The following is an 18,095-nucleotide window of genomic DNA, read 5'->3' on the forward strand; positions in this document are numbered from 1 at the left end:
TGCGGGTGAGGGCACGGCCGGGAGCCCGCGGTCGGGCCGGCCGGGCGCTCAGGCGCTCAGGCGCACGGTCGAGTGGCTGAGCGGCCAGCCATCCATCAGCCGCGTCGACAACCCTGCGGGTCAATAGGGCTAGAGCGCGCCCTTGCGGGTCAGGTGGTTGAAGAACAGCCAGCCGGGCAGCACCGGGATCCACAGGGTCAGCAGCCGGTACAGCAGCACCGCGGGCGCAGCGACCTCCTTGGGGAGGCCGACGGCGATCAGGCCGACGGTGAGGGTCGCCTCGACCGCGCCGACACCGCCCGGGGTCGGGGCCGCCGAGCCCAGCGCGTTACCGGCGAGGAAGACGACGGCGACACTGGCGAGGCTGAGCGTGGTCGTCTCCTCGTGGCCGAACGCGCGGATCGACGCGTCCAGGCACATCACGAAGCAGGCCGTCAGCAGCAGCATGCCGCCGATGCCGGTGACGAGCTTCTGCGGCCGCTGCAGCACGTCCAGCATGCGCGGTACGACACCCGCGAAGAGCGACCTCACGCGCGTGGAGACGAACTTGCGCAGCAGCGGGACCGATGTCACCACGAGGATGAACACAGCGACCGTCAGCAGGCCCGCGATGACCGTGCGGGACGGTGACAGGGACGGTGTCTTCTCCGTACCGGTCAGATAGCCGAAGGACAGCAGCATCAGGATGTGGCAGCCGAGCCCGAACAGCTGTGACGCGCCGACACTCGCCACCGCGAGCCCCGGCCGTACCCCGGCACGCTGGAGGAAGCGTGTGTTCAGGGCGACGCCGCCGACCGCGGCGGGCGCCACGATCTTCACGAACGAGCCGGCGACCTGGGCCGCCGCGGTCCGCAGGAACGGCACCCGCTCCGGCACGAAGCCGAGGAGGCTCATCGCCGCCGCGAAGTAGCTGAGGGCGGAGAACAGCGCGGCCGCCGCGACCCAGCCCCATTCGGCGTTGTCGAAGAGGGTCCCGAACTCGATGTGGGTGAGCTGCGTGAGCAGGAAGTACGCGCCGATCGCCCCGGCGAAGACACTGATCAGCGTGCGGGGCTTGACCCGCTCCAGCCGGGCCGGCTCCACGGGCGCCTGGGGCCTGATCAGCAGTACCTGATGGCGGATCTGGGTGAGCAGGTCCTCCTCGCGCGCCTCGTCCAGGGCCTCGTCGATCGCCCGTTTCTCGGCGCGCTGCTCGGCGCGTACGGCCTTCTTCCCGGCCTTCTCCGTTACGGGCGGGGCCGCTTCCCCGCCCTCCTCGGCCGCTTCCGCGGCGCGGGCGAGTTTGGCCTGCTTCGAGGCCTCCAGGACCGCATCGCGTTCGCGCTGCGCGCGCTCCCGGCCGAGTCTGCGCAGTGTCGCGCGCGTGGAGCGCGTCAGCGCGATCGGCTGCAGCATGGGCAGACAGTCCGCGACGACGTCCGGGCCGAGCACGCCCACAGCCGACGCCACCGCGCGCTCGGCGCCCACGCGCAGCGCGAGGGTGGTCACGAGCTGGGCGATGTCCATGCGCAGCACCAGATCGCCGGCCGCGATCTCGCCGCCGCGCAGATCCGTGAGGATCACGGTGCCGGAACGATCCACCAGAATCGCGTCGCCCGCGAGCCGGCGGTGCGCGATGCGCCGTGACTGCAGCGCCTGTACCTGGTGCCAGGTGTCCCGCAGCAGTTCGTCGGTGATCTGTTCGTCGGGCAGGGAGTCCAGGGTGTGCGCGCCGGTGTGCTCGTAGACGAGCATCACGGCGTCGGGGCCCAGCTCGGAGGTCGCGATCAGCTTGGGCGCGTTGGCGCCGGCCGCGATGGCCGCGTACGCGAGGAGGGCTTCCTGCTCCAGGGCCTGGCGCAGTGACTGGAGGCTGCGGCGCGTGGTGATGCCGCGCAGCGTCAGCCGGCGCCAGACGCGGTAGAAGAAGCCCTGGGCCTGCTGTTCGCGGTCGACGACCGTGACGTCGAGCGGTGGGCCGTCCTCCAGGGTGACGAAGTAGCGCCGGCCGCGGTCGCCGCTCTCCGTGGTCTCCGGCATCTCCTCGCGGGCCGCGCTGACCGGGTGGAAGCCGACGTGCCGAAGGCCCGCCATCAGTGTCCGACCGGTCGGCCGTACGTTCGGGGAACCGACCGCGTACAGCGTTCCGTAGGCGACGGTCCAGCCGATCAGCACCGTCAGGATGATCGAGAACGGGGTCGTGTAGCCGGTGACCAGCATGGAGAAGGCGTCGAGGAGCAGTACGACCCAGAGCACCCCGCGCCAGCGGGGTCTGCGGGACATGCCGACGGCGGTCATGTAGGCGATGACCGGTGCGAGATAGCCGTGCACCGGGTCGGTGAGGGCGTGGATGTCACCCGGAGAGGGCTGGGTGAGCGCCTCCTGGATGGAGTGCGGGGCGCCCTTGGCGACCCACAGGTCCGTGGCGAGTGTCACTCCGTGGGCGAGGACCGCGGCGAGGACGCCGTCGGCGATGCGCAGCCCGTCCCGTTTGATCAGCCGCTCGATGGCGAAGGCGACCGGCACGAGCAGGATCGCGATGCTGGACGCCAGCCCCGCGATCTTGATCAGCAGATCGGGTGCCTGTCCGGTGCCCTTGTTGATGTCCTGTTCGAGGCCCGAGGTGGTGCCGTGCGCGAACGCGGCGATGGCGAGCAGCACCACGATCGCGAGAACGCCGACCAGGAGCCGCATCAGATCCGAGGGGCGGTGCACGCGCGCGGGAAGCAGCGGTTCGTCGCCCTCGACCTCGTCGGCGTGGACCTCGTCCTCGCAGCCGGTGCCGCGCTCTGCCTGCCGCTGCTCGTCTCCGGGGTTCTCGGACGACGCCGCCCCGGCCTCAGGAGACGGCTCCGCGGCCTTCTCGTCGACGCCGTCGCTCTCAGGGCGTGACGAGGCGGCGGAGGTGCCCTCCGCGTCTTCGGGGTGCACGCCCTGCTGCCTCATGGTCTCTTCTTGATCTCGTATCACCAGTCACCGCCCGCACGATGGTGGCATGCCCGACCGACACACGGGGGCATCAGGGTGCAAATGCGGGGCGCGCAATCTGCTACAAGCGTCACCCGGCGGGAAGGAATATGCACAGTCGCCGCCGGGTCACGTTGTCGGTGGGGTGGGGCAGGATGGGGCGGATGAGCGAGGAGAGCCTTCCGGCGGACGCGCTGCCGGAGTACGCGGAGCGGGTCCTCGACGTCGCCGAGCTGATCCCGCCCGGCCGCGTCATGACGTACGGCGACATCGCCGAATGGCTGGAGGAGGGTGGCCCGCGCCAGGTGGGCCGGGTGCTGGCCCTGTACGGCGGCGCGGTTCCGTGGTGGCGCGTGACGCGCGCCGACGGTGTGCTGCTGCCCGGCCACGAACTGGACGCGCTGGCCCACTACCGCGCCGAGGGGACGCCTCTGAAGGAGGCGAGCCGGGCCTCCGCGGGGCATCTGCCACGCGTCGACATGAGACGGGCCCGGTGGGACGGCGGCGAACGCGCGGAAGGTCACACCTGACAGCTTCGGGCATTCACGGGGCCGAAGGGGACACTGAGGCCCGTACGAGGGAAACGAGGCACATCCGTGACATGCCGTACGTTCGTAGGGCACGGGACGCAGCACGGGACGCACGGGACGCGTGGGGCGTGAGGGAAGAATCGGAAGCCCCCCTTCCGCGAACGGCACCGGCGTAGCGTCGTCGGCACGTGTCCCTCTCACCCCGCGGTCACCGCCCTCCACGCGGCAGTCCGCCCACCCGTACGACCACCAGGACCGGCGAACCACGTGAGCTCCACTTCCTCCACCAGGCGCCCGACGCACCCCTCCGTGCGCCAGGGGACCCGCGGTGCGTACCGGCTGGTGCGGACCTCCCCGGCCCGGGTGGACCCCCCTCGTCTTGACGCGGGACAGCGCGCGGTGGTTGACCACGGGAGCGGACCGCTGCTCGTCCTCGCCGGTCCCGGTACGGGCAAGACGACCACGCTCGTCGAATCCGTGGCCGCCCGGATCGAACGTGGCGGCGACCCGGAACGGATCCTGGTGCTCACGTTCAGCCGCAAGGCGGCCGTCGAGCTCCGCGACCGCATGGCACTGCGCATAGGAGCCGCCCGCGCACCCCGGGCCACCACGTTCCACTCCTTCTGCTACGCCCTGATCCGGGCCCACCAGGACAGCGACCTGTTCGTGGAACCCCTGCGGCTGCTGTCCGGCCCCGAGCAGGACGTGGCCGTGCGCGAGCTGCTCGCGGGCCAGCCCGACCTGGAGCGGCTGGGGCTCGCCCATGTGCGCTGGCCGGACGAACTGCGCGCCTGCCTGACCACGCGCGGCTTCGCGGACGAGGTCCGCGCGGTCCTCGCCCGCAGCCGGGAACTCGGTCTCGGACCCGACGCCCTGGAAGCCTTCGCGCGGCGCATCGGCCGCCCGGACTGGGGCGCGGCGGCCGCCTTCCTCGCCGAGTACCTCGACGTCCTCGACATGCAGGGGGTCCTCGACTACGCGGAACTGGTCCACCGCGCGGTGCTACTGGTCCGCCGCCCCGAGGTCGCCGAGCGGCTCGCGGCGCAGTACGACGCCGTCTACGTGGACGAGTACCAGGACACCGACCCCGCACAGGTGCGGCTGCTGCGCGGCCTCGCGGGCGGCGGGCGCACCCTCGTCGCCTTCGGCGACCCCGACCAGTCGATCTACGCCTTCCGCGGCGCCGACGTGAACGGCATCCTCGACTTCGCCGAGGCATTCCCGCGCGTGGACGGCCGCCCGGCTCCCGTCGAGGTCCTCGGAACCTCCCGCCGCTCGGGCGCCGGTCTGCTGGCCGCCACCCGCCGGCTCACTCAGCGCATGCCGCTGACCCGGCTGCCCGCGCAGAAGGTGCGCGCCCACCGTGAGCTGTCCGCGGTGCGGGACGGGGGGCACGTCGAGGTCTACACGTACCCGACGGCCGGCACGGAACTCGACAACATCGCGGACATCCTGCGCCGTGCCCACCTGGAGGACGGCGTCCCCTGGGGAGAGATGGCCGTCCTCGTGCGCGCCGGTTCCCGCACGATCCCCACGATCCGGCGGGCGCTCACCTCCGCGGGCGTGCCCCTCGACATCGACGGCGACGATCTGCCCCTGCGGCACGAACCCGCGGTCGCGCCCCTGCTGACGGCACTGCGGGCGGTGGCCCGCGCGGAGTCGGAGACAAGTACGGACGGGTCGTCCGGTGCGGATCTGGCGTCCGGTGCGGACGCGTCGCCCGGTGCGGACGGGATGTCCAGCGCGGATGTGGCGCCCGGTGAGGGTGTGGCGCCGGACGAGGAGGGGATGCCCGATGCGGACGGGGTGCCCGCCGGCGTCGCCGAACCGGGGGAGGACGCGGCCGGTGTCCGCGTCGCGTCCTGGCTCGACACCGAGACCGCGCTCACGCTCCTCGCCTCGCCTCTCGCGAGCATGGACGCCGCCGACCTGCGGCGCCTGGGGCGTGCCCTGCGCGAGGAGGAGCGGGCCGGCGGAAACCTCGTACCGCCGCCGTCCGACGTCCTGCTGGCCCGCGCGCTGGCCGAGCCGGAGCGGCTCGTCGCGCACGATCCCGCGTACGCCCGAGGGGCCCAGCGCCTCGGCGCGCTGCTGCGCAGGGCGCGTGAGCGTCTCGCCGGCGGCGGAACGGCCGAGGAGGCCCTCTGGGACCTGTGGGACGGCACACCCTGGCCGCAGCGCCTGGAGCGGGCCGCCCGGCGCGGCGGCGCGGCCGGACGCAACGCCGACCGGGACCTCGACGCCGTGTGCGCGCTGTTCGCGACCGCCGAACGCGCGGAGGAGCGCACCGGCGGCCGTGGCGCCCTGAACTTCCTGGAGCAGATCGACGCCGAGGACATCGCGGCCGACACGCTCACCCGCAGGGCCGTCCGCCCCGATGCCGTACGCCTGATGACCGCGCACCGCTCCAAGGGCCTGGAGTGGCGCCTCGTCGTCGTCGCGGGCGTCCAGGAAGGCCTGTGGCCGGATCTGCGCCGCCGCGGCTCCCTGCTGGAGGCCGACCGCATCGGGCGGGACGGACTCGCCGAACCCCTCACCCCCGGGGCGCTCCTCTCCGAGGAACGCCGGCTGTTCTACGTCGCCGCCACGCGCGCGCGTGAACGGCTCGTCGTGACGGCGGTGAAGGCACCGGCCGACGACGGCGACCAGCCCTCCCGCTTCCTGACCGAGCTCGGCGTCGAACCCAAGGACGTGACCGGCCGCCCGCGCCGCCCGCTGGCCGTCGCCCCGCTGGTCGCCGAGCTGCGCGCCACGACGGTCGACCCGCGTGTCTCGGAGAACCTCAGGCAGGCCGCGGCCCGCCGCCTCGCCAGGCTCGCCGCGCTCGCCGACGAGGACGGCCGCCCGCTGGTGCCCTCCGCGCACCCCTACCGCTGGTGGGGCATGTACGAGCCGACGGAGAGCAAGGTGCCGCTGCGCGACCGCGACCAGCCCGTCGTGCTCTCCGGCAGCGCGCTCGACCAGCTCGCCAACACCTGTGCCCTGCAGTGGTTCCTCGGGCGGGAGGTGAAGGCCGACGCTCCCGCGACGGCCGCCCAGGGCTTCGGCAACGTGGTGCACGTCCTCGCCGACGAGGTCGCGTCCGGACGCACTCCCGCGGACCTCGACGTGCTCATGGAGCGCCTCGACTCCGTGTGGAACGCGCTCGCCTTCGACGCGCCCTGGAAGTCCGCGCAGGAGAAGGAGCACGCGCGCGTGGCGCTCGAACGCTTCCTGAAGTGGCATGTCATGGACCGCACGGGCCGTACACCGGTGGCCAGCGAGCACGACTTCGACGTGACGCTCGAAGCGGGCTCCTACGAAGTACGCATCCGCGGCTCCATGGACCGCGTCGAGGCCGACACCGAGGGCCGCGCCTACGTGGTCGACTTCAAGACCGGCAAGCAGGCGCCGACCGCCGCGGAGGTGACCCACCACCCCCAGCTCGCCGTCTACCAGCTCGCCGTCGGCGAGGGCGCGGTGGACGACGTCTTCGACGGCGTACGCCCCGAGGCGGGCGGTGCCGAACTCGTCCAGCTCCGCCAGGGCGCCGCCAAGAAGAACGGCGGCGAGACCCTCCCCAAGGTGCAGGCGCAGGAGCCGCTGGAGGGCGAGTGGGTCGGCGACCTGCTGGCGAACGCCGCCGGCAAGGTCCTCGACGAACGGTTCTCGCCGACGACGGGACAGCACTGCACCCACTGCTCGTTCCGGGCATCCTGCAGCGCCCGGCCGGAGGGCCGTCAGGTCGTCGAGTGAGCGGGTCCCGCACCGGTACCGGGCCCGCCGCCGGTCCGAGCGGGTCCCGGACCGGCACATGGCAGGCCTCCGTTCCGGGCCGTACCGGGGACGCCGCGTCAGCGAGTGACGTATAGCACCACATGTGCTGACCTGCGGTTCTTTCGTCCCTGGCGTCGATGTGGCCACCGCTGTCAGTGGACGCCGCTAGCCTCTGCGACATGCCCGCCCGTATCACCGACCCCGAACAGCTCAACGAGCTCCTCGGTATTCCGTTCACCCCGGAACAGACGGCCTGCATCACCGCGGAGCCGGCCCCCCAGGTGATCGTGGCCGGAGCCGGTTCGGGCAAGACCACGGTGATGGCGGCCCGCGTGGTGTGGCTGGTCGGCACCGGGCAGGTGGCCCCCGAGCAGGTCCTCGGCCTGACGTTCACCAACAAGGCGGCGGGCGAACTCGCCGAGCGGGTCCGCAAGGCGCTCGTCAAGGCGGGAGTCACCGACCCCGACGTCATCGACCCCGACAACCCGCCGGGCGAGCCGGTCATCTCCACGTACCACGCCTTCGCGGGCCGGCTGCTGACCGACCACGGACTGCGCATCGGGCTCGAACCGACGTCCCGGCTCCTCGCCGACGCCACCCGCTACCAGCTCGCCGCGCGCGTGCTGCGCGAGGCGCCGGGCCCGTATCCGGCGCTGACCCGCTCGTTCCCGGACCTGGTCGGCGACCTCCTGACCCTCGACTCCGAGCTCGCCGAACACCTCGTGACGGCCGACGACCTGCGCGCCCACGACGCCGAGCTGCTGCGCACCCTGGAGAGCGCGCGACTCACGAACGCGGATCTGCGCAAGGTCCCCGAGACCGCCGCGGCCCGGCGCGAACTCGCCGAGCTGGTGGGCCGCTACCGAGCGGCGAAACGAGAGCGCGACCTCCTCGACTTCGGCGATCAGATCGCCCTCTCGGCCACCCTGGCCCGCACCCGCCCCGAGGTCGGGGAGATCCTGCGGGACGAGTTCCGCGTCGTCCTGCTGGACGAGTACCAGGACACGTCGGTGGCCCAGCGCGTCCTGCTCGCCGGCCTGTTCGGCGGCGGCACCGGACACCCCGTGACCGCGGTCGGCGACCCCTGCCAGGCGATCTACGGCTGGCGCGGCGCCTCCGTAGCCAACCTCGACGACTTCCCCGAGCACTTCGCCCGCCCCGACGGCCGCCCCGCCACCCGCCAGTCGCTCAGCGAGAACCGCCGCAGCGGCGGCCGCCTCCTCGACCTCGCCAACGGCCTCGCCGAGCCGCTGCGCGCCATGCACGCGGGCGTGGAGGCACTGCGGCCCGCCCCGGGAGCCGAGCGGGACGGCCTCGTGCGCTGCGCGCTGCTGCCCACCCACGCCGAGGAGATCGGCTGGCTCGCCGACTCGATCGCCCATCTCGTGCGCACCGGGAAGGCACCCGCCGAGATCGCCGTCCTGTGCCGCACCGCCACCGACTTCGCCGAGATCCAGGGCGCGCTCGTCGCCCGTGACATCCCCGTCGAGGTGGTGGGCCTCTCCGGTCTGCTGCACCTTCCCGAGGTGGCCGACCTCGTGGCCGTCTGCGAAGTCCTCCAGGACCCGGGGGCGAACGCCTCCCTCGTCCGGCTGCTCACCGGTCCGCGCTGGCGGATCGGCCCGCGCGACCTCGCCCTCCTGGGGCGCCGGGCCCGTCTGCTCGTGTCCCACGCGCGCGTGGGGGCCGACGACGATCCGGACCGCAGGCTCGCCGCGGCGGTCGAGGGGGTCGACCCGGCCGAGGTGATATCGCTCGCCGACGCCCTCGACACGTTCCTGGAGACGCCGATCGAGACCGCGGGGGACGACGACGGGCTGCCCTTCTCGCCGGACGCCCGTGTGCGCTTCGCACGGCTCGCCGCCGAACTGCGCGATCTGCGCCGCTCGCTGGCCGACCCCCTCATGGACGTCCTGCACCGGGTCCTCGCCGTCACAGGTCTGGAGGTCGAGCTCTCCGCGTCCCCGCACGCCCTGGCAGCCCGCCGCCGCGAGACCCTGTCCAACTTCCTGGACATCGCCGCGTCCTTCGCGTCCGGCGACGGCGAGGCGAGCCTGCTGGCCTTCCTCGGCTTCCTGCGCACCGCCGCGCAGTACGAGAAGGGTCTGGACAACGCGCTGCCCGGCGGCGAGAACACCGTCAAGGTGCTCACCGCGCACAAGTCCAAGGGTCTGGAGTGGGACGTGGTGGCCGTTCCCGGCCTCGTCGACGGCACCTTCCCCAGCGGCCAGGGCCGTGAGAAGTGGACCGCCCAGGGCAAGGTCCTGCCCCACCGGCTGCGCGGCGACGCCGACACGCTGCCCGACGTCGACACCTGGGACGCCAAGGGCATCAAGGCCTTCCACGACGCCATGAAGGCCCACCAGCACACCGAGGAACTGCGCCTCGGCTATGTCACGTTCACCCGACCCCGTTCGCTCCTGCTCGGCTCGGGCCACTGGTGGGGGCCCTCCCAGAAGCGGACGCGCGGCCCCTCGGACTTCCTGAACGCCCTCTACGAACACTGCGTCGCCGGACACGGCGAGATCGAGGTCTGGGCGGCCGAACCGGCCGAGGGCGAGGAGAACCCGGCCCTGCGCGAGGCGGCCGCCGACCACGCCTGGCCGCTCCCGCTCGACGACGCGGCCCTCGCCCGCCGTCGCGCGGCGGCGCAGACCGTACTCGACCACCTGGAGCGGGTCGCGTCCCATGCCGAGACCCACCCGGGCGCCGACGCACACCCGTACCCCGCCGCCGCCCACGACCCCGGCTCGTACGACGATCCGGAATGGCCGCCCCCGCCCGAGGACGGCATCCCGCCCTACGACGAGTACGAGGAATACGACGGGTACGGCGAGGACGGCCTCTCCGAAGACGACTTCGCCGAAAGCGGCTACCCCCAAGGCGGCCCGCCCGAGGACCGCTTCCCGCACGGCCGTTCCGCCGAGAGCGCTCTGTCCGAGGGAGACGACTCGGACTGGGACTCCTGGACGGCGGAACGGCCGGGAGACCGCCCGCCCGGCCGCGGGATCGAACGTCCCACGGTGCCGCACCAGACCCAGGGCCCCGCCGCCCGCCCGCACCCCCGGGAGACCGGGAGTGAGCGCCTCACGCCCGAGGAGGCCCGCACCCTCGCGTCCTGGGACCGCGACCTGGACGCGCTCACCGGAGAGCTCCTGCGCGCCCGCGCGACCGTCACCCACGTCCCCCTGCCGGCCTCGCTCACCGCCTCGCAGCTCGTGCGTCTGGCCGCCGACCCGGACGGCTTCGCACAGGAGCTCGCCCGCCCCATGCCGCGCCCCCCGCAGCCCGCCGCGCGCCGGGGCACGCGCTTCCACGCCTGGATGGAGTCCCGCTTCGAGGAACTGCGGCTTCCGATGCTCGACCCCGAGGACCTGCCCGGCAGCGAGGCGGAGATCGCCGACGAGCACGACCTGGAAGCCCTGAAGGACGCCTTCGAACGCAGTCCCTACGCGCACCGCACCCCGTACCGCGTAGAGGTGCCCTTCCAGCTCGCGATCGCCGGCCGGGTCGTCCGCGGCCGGATCGACGCCGTCTACAGGATCGGCGAGGGCGAGGAGACGACGTACGAGATCGTCGACTGGAAGACCGGCCACAGCCGCACGGCCGACCCGCTCCAGCTCGCGCTGTACCGCCTGGGCTGGGCCGAGCGGCAGGGAGTGCCCCTGGAATCCGTCACGGCCACGTTCCTGTACGTCCGCGACGGCGAGGTCGTACGACCGGAGGGCCTTCCGGACCGTGCCGCGCTGGAGCGGCTGCTCACCGAGGACCCGGCGGGCGCACGGGACCACGTCCCCGGGGAACCGCCGGACGAACACGCCTCCGTGGGCGGATAGGCTCAGGAACATGAGCAAGCCCGTTGACAACGCCGTCAGCACCGTCCGTACGTACATCGAGACGAACCGCGCCGCCTTCCTCGAAGACCTCGGTCGGTGGCTGCGCATCCCCTCGGTCTCGGCTCAGCCCGAGCACGCCGCGGACGTGGCACGCAGCGCCGACTGGCTCGCCGCCGAACTCCTGAGGACCGGCTTCCCGACCTGCGAGGTCTGGCCGACCGCGGGCGCCCCGGCCGTCTTCGCCGAATGGCCCTCCGAGGACCCCGACGCACCCACGGTCCTCGTCTACGGACACCACGACGTGCAGCCCGCCGCCCGCGAGGACGGCTGGGACACCGACCCCTTCGAGCCGGTGATCCGGGGCAACCGCCTCCACGCGCGCGGGGCCGCCGACGACAAGGGCCAGGTGTTCTTCCACACACTCGGCGTCCGGGCCCACCTCGCCGCCACCGGGCGCACCACCCCCGCCGTGCACCTCAAGCTGCTGATCGAGGGCGAGGAGGAGTCCGGATCCCCGCACTTCCGCGAGCTCGTCGAGAAGCACGCGGAGCGGCTCGCCGCCGACGCCGTGATCGTCTCCGACACCGGTATGTGGTCCGAGGACACCCCCACCGTCTGCACGGGCATGCGGGGGCTCGCCGAGTGCGAGATCGTCCTCTACGGACCCGGGCAGGACATCCACTCCGGATCCTTCGGCGGCGCCGTGCCCAACCCCGCCACCGCGGTCGCCCGCCTGGTCGCGGCCCTGCACGACGAGCACGCGCGCGTGGCCGTGCCCGGCTTCTACGACGGGGTCACCGAACTCACCGACCGCGAGCGTGAACTCTTCGCCGAACTGCCCTTCGACGAGGAACGATGGCTGCGCACCGCCAGGTCGACGGCCGCCTACGGAGAGGCCGGTCACACCACCCTGGAGCGCGTCTGGGCCCGCCCGACCGCCGAGGTCAACGGCATCGGCGGCGGCTACCAGGGCGCGGGCAGCAAGACGATCATCCCGTCCTCGGCGCTGGTGAAGCTCTCCTTCCGGCTCGTCGCCGGGCAGGACCCGGACGACATCGAGAAGGCCGTGCGCGCCTGGGCGGCCGAGCAGGTGCCCGACGGCATCCGGCACGAGATCACGTTCAGCCCGTCCACCCGCCCTTGCCTGACCCCGCTCGACCACCCCGCCCTGCGGTCCGTCGTGCGCGCCATGGGCCGGGCGTTCGAGCAGCCGGTCCGCTACACCCGCGAGGGCGGCTCGGGACCGGCGGCCGACCTTCAGGAAGTCCTCGGCGCCCCGGTGCTCTTCCTGGGCATCTCCGTTCCGTCCGACGGCTGGCACGCCCCCAACGAGAAGGTCGAGATCGACCTCCTCATGAAGGGCGTCGAGACGGCCGCCTACCTGTGGGGCGACCTGGCCGAGAACTGGCGCGAGACAAACTGAACAAGCCGAACCGCAGCCCCGACAGCGCACCACCGCACGCCCGTCCTGCTGAACCGCCCGTCGAAACAACCGTTCCACCGGGGGAGTTGGAAGCATCCGTGACCACCTGGACCGACCACAGCGCCGACCGTCCCATCTCGCTCACCGCTCCGAGCGGCATCGACCGGGCGGCCCATCACCGGCTCGACGAGGCCTGGCTCGCGGCCGCCTGGAGCCACCCGACGACCCGCGTCTTCGTGGTCTCCGGCGGTCAGGTGCTCATCGACGAGATGGCCGACGGCACCACCGAACTGCTGATGACGCCCTCCTTCGAGGCCCCGCTCACCGAGGCGCACCGCTACTTCCTGGGCACGGACGACGACGGGGTGAGCTACTTCGCGCTCCAGAAGGACGCGCTTCCCGGCCGGATCGACCAGTCCGCCCGGCCGGCCGGCCTGCGTGAGGCGGGACTGCTGCTGTCGCCGCGTGACGCGGCTCTGATGGTGCACGCGGTCGGCCTGGAGAACTGGCAGCGCACCCACCGCTTCTGCTCCCGCTGCGGCGAGCGCACCGTCATCGCCGCCGCAGGGCACATCCGCCGCTGCCCCGCGTGCGGTGCCGAGCACTACCCGCGCACCGACCCGGCCGTGATCATGGCCGTGACGGACGACGACGACCGCATCCTGCTCGGCCGGCAGGTGCACTGGCCCGAAGGCCGCTTCTCCACGCTCGCGGGCTTCGTCGAGCCCGGCGAGTCGATCGAGCAGTCGGTGCGCCGCGAGGTCTTCGAGGAGGCCGGGGTCACGGTCGGCGAGGTCGAGTACGTGGCCAGTCAGCCCTGGCCGTTCCCCTCCAGCCTCATGCTGGGCTTCCGTGCCCGCGCCACCTCGTCGGAGATCGACGTCGACGGCGAGGAGATCGAGGAAGCCCGCTGGTTCTCCCGGGACGACCTGCGGGCCGCCTTCGAGTCCGGAGAGGTCATGCCTCCCTACGGGATCTCGATCGCGGCGCGCCTGATCGAGCTCTGGTACGGCAAGCCCCTGCCGACCCGGAACGCCCCCTGAGCGTGCCCCGGACATGACGCTGCCCCTCCGGCGAGCTCGCCGGAGGGGCATTGCCGTGCGCGCGTGAGGTCAGGCGGTGAGGGCCTGCTTCACCTGGGCGAGACTCGGGTTCGTCATGACGGCCTCGGCGCCACCGGCGGCGACCACCAGGACCGTCGGAACGGTCTGGTTGCCGCCGTTCGCCTTCTCGACGAACGCCGCGGACTGCGGGTCCTGCTCGATGTTGATCTCGGTGTACGCGATGCCCTCACGGTCCATCTGGCTCTTGAGCCGACGGCAGTAGCCGCACCACGTGGTGCTGTACATCGTCACAGTGCCCTGCATGTCTCATGCGCTCCTTCACGGCTTAGGGTGCGTGGTCGCTGCAAGTGGAACGCTGGTCACCCGGCCACCATTCCCGTAGGGGGTATCGGGGACGCCCACCGGGACGTGATGCTCGCCGCACCCCCGCCGCACCGCAGGTGAGAGGGCTGGGACGGGGGACGGATGTGACGCCGGCGGCATGGCCGAAACATGACCTCGGCACACGCGCCCGAGGTGACACTCGCCGCATTCGTACGACCGCAGCCGTCTCCCTGTGGACAACCGGCTCACCCGTCTCCGCCGACCTGGCAGCATGGCTGTGTGACAGCAGCAACGCACTCCACCCTCTTCCCGCAGGTTCCGGACACGGCCGACGCGGTGCTCGACGGGCTCGACCCCGAGCAGCGCGCGGTCGCCACCGCCCTGCACGGTCCGGTGTGCGTGCTGGCGGGAGCCGGCACGGGCAAGACGCGGGCGATCACCCACCGCATCGCCTACGGGGTACGGGCGGGGATCCTCCAGCCCTCGAGCGTGCTCGCGGTGACCTTCACCAACCGGGCCGCGGGAGAGATGCGCGGACGGTTGCGCCAGCTCGGCGCGGGAGGCGTCCAGGCCCGCACCTTCCACTCCGCCGCGCTGCGCCAGCTCCAGTATTTCTGGCCGAAAGCCGTCGGTGGCCAACTGCCCCGGCTGGTGGACCGCAAGATCCAGCTCGTCGTGGACGCGGCGGCCGCCTGCCATATCCGCCTCGACCGGGGAGAGCTGCGGGACGTCACCGGCGAGATCGAATGGTGCAAGGTCACCCAGACCATCCCCGCCGACTACGCCGCAGCCGCCGCCCGGGCCGGCCGCGAAGCGCCCCGGGATCCGGCCGAGACCGCCAAGATCTACGCGGCGTACGAGGACCTCAAGCGCGACCGCGCGGTCATCGACTTCGAGGACGTCCTGCTGCTCACGGTCGCCATCCTGCAGGACCGGCACGACATCGCCGAGCAGGTCCGCTCCCAGTACCAGCACTTCGTGGTCGACGAGTACCAGGACGTCAGCCCGCTCCAGCAGCGCCTCCTGGAGCTGTGGCTCGGCGAGCGGGACAGTCTCTGCGTGGTGGGCGACGCCAGCCAGACGATCTACTCGTTCACCGGTGCAACCCCGGACCACCTGCTCGACTTCCGCACCCGCCATCCCGGAGCCACCGTCGTCAAGCTCGTCCGTGACTACCGCTCCTCGCCCCAGGTCGTCCACCTGGCCAACGGACTGCTGTCCCAGGCCCGCGGCAGGGCCGCCGAGCACCGTCTCGAACTGATCTCCCAGCGGCCCCCGGGCGCCGAGCCCGTCTACGCCGAGTACACGGACGAGCCCGCCGAGGCCGAGGGTGCCGCCCACCGCATCCGCGACCTCATCGCCTCGGGCGTCCCCGCCGGCGAGATCGCGATCCTGTTCCGTACGAACTCCCAGTCCGAGACCTACGAGCAGGCCCTCGCCGACGCCGGTGTGCCCTATCAGCTCCGTGGCGCCGAGCGGTTCTTCGACCGCCCCGAAGTGCGCAAGGCAGGTGCGGCGTTGCGCGCGGCGGCCCGTTTCGGCGGCAACGACTCGCTGCTCGACGACGTCGTCGATCTGCCCTCGCAGGTCCGGGCGGTGCTGTCGGGCGAGGGCTGGACGAGTATTCCCCCGGCGGGATCCGGCGCGGTCAGAGAGCGCTGGGAGTCGCTGGCCGCCCTGGTGAACCTGGCGCAGGACTTCGCGGCCGCCAAGCCCGGCGCGACGCTCGGCGACATGGTGGCCGAGCTCGACGAACGCGCGAGCGCCCAGCACGCCCCGACCGTCCAGGGCGTCACCCTCGCCTCCCTGCACTCCGCCAAGGGACTGGAGTGGGACGCCGTCTTCCTGGTGGGGGTCGCCGAGGGCATGATGCCGATCACCTACGCAAAGACCGACGAGCAGATCGAGGAGGAGCGTCGCCTGCTCTATGTCGGTGTCACCCGTGCCAGGGAGCGCCTGTTCGTCTCCTGGGCGCTCGCCCGCTCGCCCGGAGGCCGCGCGGGTCGGCGCCCCAGCCGGTTCCTCGACGGGCTGCGTCCCGGTTCCGTCGCCACCGCGGGCGGTCGCGCCGGCGCGGCCCCGGGCGGCATCGAGCGCGGTGCCGCGAGATCCGGCGTCACCGCCGAACGGCGTACGAGCCGCAGCCCGGCGCGCTGTCGGGTCTGCGGCCGCACCCTCACCGACGCCGGTGAGATGAAGCTGATGCGCTGCGACGACTGCCCCTCCGACATGGACGAGGGTCTCTACGAGCGGCTGCGCGAGTGGCGCGCGGTGCAGGCGGAGCGCAGCGGGCAGCCCGCGTTCTGCGTCTTCACCGACAGGACGTTGATGGCGATCGCGGAGACCGCGCCGGACGAGGAGGGCGAACTCGCCCGGATCCCCGGGGTCGGTGTCCGCAAACTCAACCGCTTCGGAGCCGACGTTCTGGCCATCTGCGCAGGTCGTGAGGCAGGGGAGCACGGCGAGGGCAACTGATTCAAACTCGTCGAGAAAATAGTTTGCGCATGCCCCAGCAATCCCCATAGGTTCTTAACCACGGCAGCAGCGGCCTTCTCGAAGGCCCTGGTTCCGTGCTGTACTTAATAACCGTCGGACCGGTTCGCACCGGTCCCCCAAGACGCCGAGAGGAGGCGATTCCAGTGATCAGCATCGACACCAGTTCCATCAACACCGTGAAAATGACCGATCCCTCGGTCGTCGTCTCCATGTGCTCGCTCGGCGTCTCGAACCTGGGCACCGGTCTGTTCGGCATCAGCGCCGTCCGGCCGGCGTCCTCCGTGTCTCTCGTGGGTCTTCCCATTCGTGAGCGCAATGAGCGACCGACGCAGGCACTGGAAGCGGCAGTAGTGACAGAGGCGCATGCCTATGCCTTTGCGGCAGCCGGTGCCGGATCCCTGAAGCAGACGCAGCAGCACCACACGATGTGGGCCTTCCGTGGGCCTGAACCCTGGAGTGATCCAGCCTGATTCACCATCAGGCCGGCGCCTTCAGGGCCGCGGAACCCCACCCGGGATCCGCGGCCCTTCTGTTTGTCCCCGACCGGGGACGGCAGAGCGAAGGGGCCTCGGGACAAGAAAAGAACCCGGTACCAGCCGCCAACCGGCCGACCCCGGCCGGCACGACCAGACGAGGAAGACGAACCGTGCAACTCGAAGCGCACGCCCCGTCCGTACCGCCTTCCGAAACGATCCCCCCGCCCGGCCTCACGGAGGACTCCACCTTGATCCCCCTCACCGCGCTCACCGCGCTCGACGACGCCATCGAGAACCTCGGCGTACCCGTCCCCTGCCGTTCCTACGACCCGGAGGTCTTCTTCGCCGAGTCGCCGGCCGACGTCGAGTACGCCAAGTCTCTCTGCCGCACCTGCCCGCTGATGGAGGCCTGCCTCGCCGGCGCCAAGGAGCGGCGTGAGCCCTGGGGCGTCTGGGGTGGCGAGCTCTTCGTCCAGGGTGTCGTCGTGGCACGCAAGCGGCCGCGTGGCCGCCCGCGCAAGAACCCGGTTGCCGCATGAGCATCCGAGGAACGATCGACCGCCCCCTGACGCACGACCCCAAGAAACAGGCCCCGATGAAGCCGTCCACGAGCGAGCCCGCAGGCTCCGCCACCACAGACTTCGCCACCACCGGCGCGAACGACTCGCGTCAGAACAGGACCCGAGAGATGCAACTCATCCCAGAAGCCCTGGCTCGTGCGCATATGCACGAGCGACTGCACCAGGCCGAGCGGGAACGTCAGGCCGTGCGCCTGGCCGCCGCTCGCCGCATGCAGCGCCGGGCCGAGCGCGCTTCGATGCGAGCCCGGCGCGCGCTGGCCATGGCGGTCATGCAGTAATCGACGCCCAGCGTCGTAGCAGCCGTTGCAGTCGCAGCACACACACAGGCAGGAAGTCGCGGGGGGCGGTCCGAACGGACCGGCCCCCGCGGTGCGTACGCCGCGCGAACCGCGGGCCACGGCGATATCGTCGCCCGGGTGACGAGTCTTCCCGAAGACAGTGACAGCACCGGCCCCGCACCGGAGCCCGACGCGGACGCAGCCGAGAAGATCGTGTGCGCCCAGTGCGGCACCACGGCTGCGGGCCCCCGGCCGACGTGGACCTGCTCCGTCGAGAACGGCACCCGCCACTACTTCTGCGACACCTGCGCCCGCAGCAACCTCAGAGCGATCGAGGGCCGCCTCGACTCGGCCTGGTGGTAGTAACGCCCGACGAGTGCCCCGC

The 18,095-nt window shown here is 72.2% G+C and carries 12 protein-coding genes; 10 read left to right on the forward strand and 2 right to left on the reverse strand.

The window, feature by feature from the left end; translation table 11 throughout:
• Nucleotides 1-129: 129 nt before the first annotated feature.
• Complete coding sequence (locus ACFXGX_RS15485) at nucleotides 130-2,949, reverse strand: lysylphosphatidylglycerol synthase domain-containing protein (protein ID WP_384790302.1); 2,820 nt, start codon at nucleotides 2,947-2,949, stop codon at nucleotides 130-132.
• A gap of 161 nt (nucleotides 2,950-3,110) precedes the next feature.
• On the opposite strand from ACFXGX_RS15485, the gene ACFXGX_RS15490 reads away from it, so the two are divergent.
• The 5 genes from ACFXGX_RS15490 (at nucleotide 3,111) to nudC (ending at nucleotide 13,534) form a co-directional block, all read left to right on the forward strand.
• Nucleotides 3,111-3,476, forward strand: a complete 366-nt coding sequence (locus tag ACFXGX_RS15490) for an MGMT family protein (protein WP_384790306.1) — start codon at nucleotides 3,111-3,113, stop codon at nucleotides 3,474-3,476.
• Nucleotides 3,477-3,743: 267 nt separating this feature from the next.
• On the forward strand, nucleotides 3,744-7,211 hold the full coding sequence (locus tag ACFXGX_RS15495) for an ATP-dependent helicase (protein WP_384790309.1): 3,468 nt from the start codon (nucleotides 3,744-3,746) through the stop codon (nucleotides 7,209-7,211).
• Nucleotides 7,212-7,411: 200 nt separating this feature from the next.
• A complete protein-coding gene (locus tag ACFXGX_RS15500; protein WP_384790312.1) occupies nucleotides 7,412-11,068 on the forward strand; it encodes an ATP-dependent helicase in 3,657 nt (1,218 codons plus the stop codon).
• A 10-nt stretch (nucleotides 11,069-11,078) separates the two neighbouring features.
• Nucleotides 11,079-12,491: a dipeptidase gene (locus ACFXGX_RS15505; protein ID WP_384790315.1), complete on the forward strand. Its 1,413-nt coding sequence runs from the start codon at nucleotides 11,079-11,081 to the stop codon at nucleotides 12,489-12,491.
• A 98-nt stretch (nucleotides 12,492-12,589) separates the two neighbouring features.
• Entirely contained in the window at nucleotides 12,590-13,534 is a 945-nt protein-coding gene (gene nudC, locus ACFXGX_RS15510; protein WP_384790318.1) for an NAD(+) diphosphatase, read from the forward strand.
• Between the two features lie 69 nt (nucleotides 13,535-13,603).
• Here the strand turns inward: nudC and ACFXGX_RS15515 are convergent, their stop codons facing one another.
• On the reverse strand, nucleotides 13,604-13,858 hold the full coding sequence (locus ACFXGX_RS15515) for a mycoredoxin (protein WP_384790321.1): 255 nt from the start codon (nucleotides 13,856-13,858) through the stop codon (nucleotides 13,604-13,606).
• Nucleotides 13,859-14,047: 189 nt separating this feature from the next.
• Between ACFXGX_RS15515 and ACFXGX_RS15520 the strand changes: the two genes are divergently transcribed.
• The 5 genes from ACFXGX_RS15520 (at nucleotide 14,048) to ACFXGX_RS15540 (ending at nucleotide 18,073) form a co-directional block, all read left to right on the forward strand.
• Nucleotides 14,048-16,354, forward strand: coding sequence for an ATP-dependent DNA helicase UvrD2 (locus ACFXGX_RS15520; protein ID WP_384790324.1), 2,307 nt, complete (start codon nucleotides 14,048-14,050; stop codon nucleotides 16,352-16,354).
• A gap of 164 nt (nucleotides 16,355-16,518) precedes the next feature.
• Nucleotides 16,519-16,845 carry a hypothetical protein gene (locus ACFXGX_RS15525; protein WP_384790327.1) on the forward strand — a complete coding sequence of 109 codons (327 nt, stop codon included), beginning with the start codon at nucleotides 16,519-16,521 and terminating at the stop codon, nucleotides 16,843-16,845.
• Nucleotides 16,846-17,021: 176 nt separating this feature from the next.
• A complete protein-coding gene (locus tag ACFXGX_RS15530) occupies nucleotides 17,022-17,390 on the forward strand; it encodes a WhiB family transcriptional regulator (RefSeq protein WP_028802016.1) in 369 nt (122 codons plus the stop codon).
• On the forward strand, nucleotides 17,387-17,710 hold the full coding sequence (locus ACFXGX_RS15535) for a hypothetical protein (protein ID WP_384790330.1): 324 nt from the start codon (nucleotides 17,387-17,389) through the stop codon (nucleotides 17,708-17,710). The genes ACFXGX_RS15530 and ACFXGX_RS15535 overlap by 4 nt, the downstream gene beginning before the upstream one ends.
• A 138-nt stretch (nucleotides 17,711-17,848) precedes the next feature.
• The gene (locus tag ACFXGX_RS15540) at nucleotides 17,849-18,073 is read left to right on the forward strand and encodes a hypothetical protein (protein WP_384790333.1); all 225 of its coding nucleotides are present in this window, start codon (nucleotides 17,849-17,851) and stop codon (nucleotides 18,071-18,073) included.
• The last annotated feature ends 22 nt before the right edge of the window (nucleotides 18,074-18,095 follow it).

Source organism: Streptomyces sp. NPDC059371, assembly GCF_042751995.1.
In the GTDB taxonomy this organism is placed as follows: Bacteria; Actinomycetota; Actinomycetes; order Streptomycetales; family Streptomycetaceae; genus Streptomyces.

Excerpts from the sequence above, each read along its gene's own strand:
- ACFXGX_RS15490 (WP_384790306.1), top strand. The coding sequence starts at position 3,111 with ATGAGCGAGGAGAGCCTTCCGGCGGACGCGCTGCCGGAGTACGCGGAG.
- ACFXGX_RS15505 (WP_384790315.1), top strand. The coding sequence starts at position 11,079 with ATGAGCAAGCCCGTTGACAACGCCGTCAGCACCGTCCGTACGTACATC.
- ACFXGX_RS15535 (WP_384790330.1), top strand. The coding sequence starts at position 17,387 with ATGAGCATCCGAGGAACGATCGACCGCCCCCTGACGCACGACCCCAAG.
- ACFXGX_RS15515 (WP_384790321.1), bottom strand. The coding sequence starts at position 13,858 with ATGCAGGGCACTGTGACGATGTACAGCACCACGTGGTGCGGCTACTGC.
- ACFXGX_RS15500 (WP_384790312.1), top strand. The coding sequence starts at position 7,412 with ATGCCCGCCCGTATCACCGACCCCGAACAGCTCAACGAGCTCCTCGGT.
- ACFXGX_RS15520 (WP_384790324.1), top strand. The coding sequence starts at position 14,048 with ATGACCTCGGCACACGCGCCCGAGGTGACACTCGCCGCATTCGTACGA.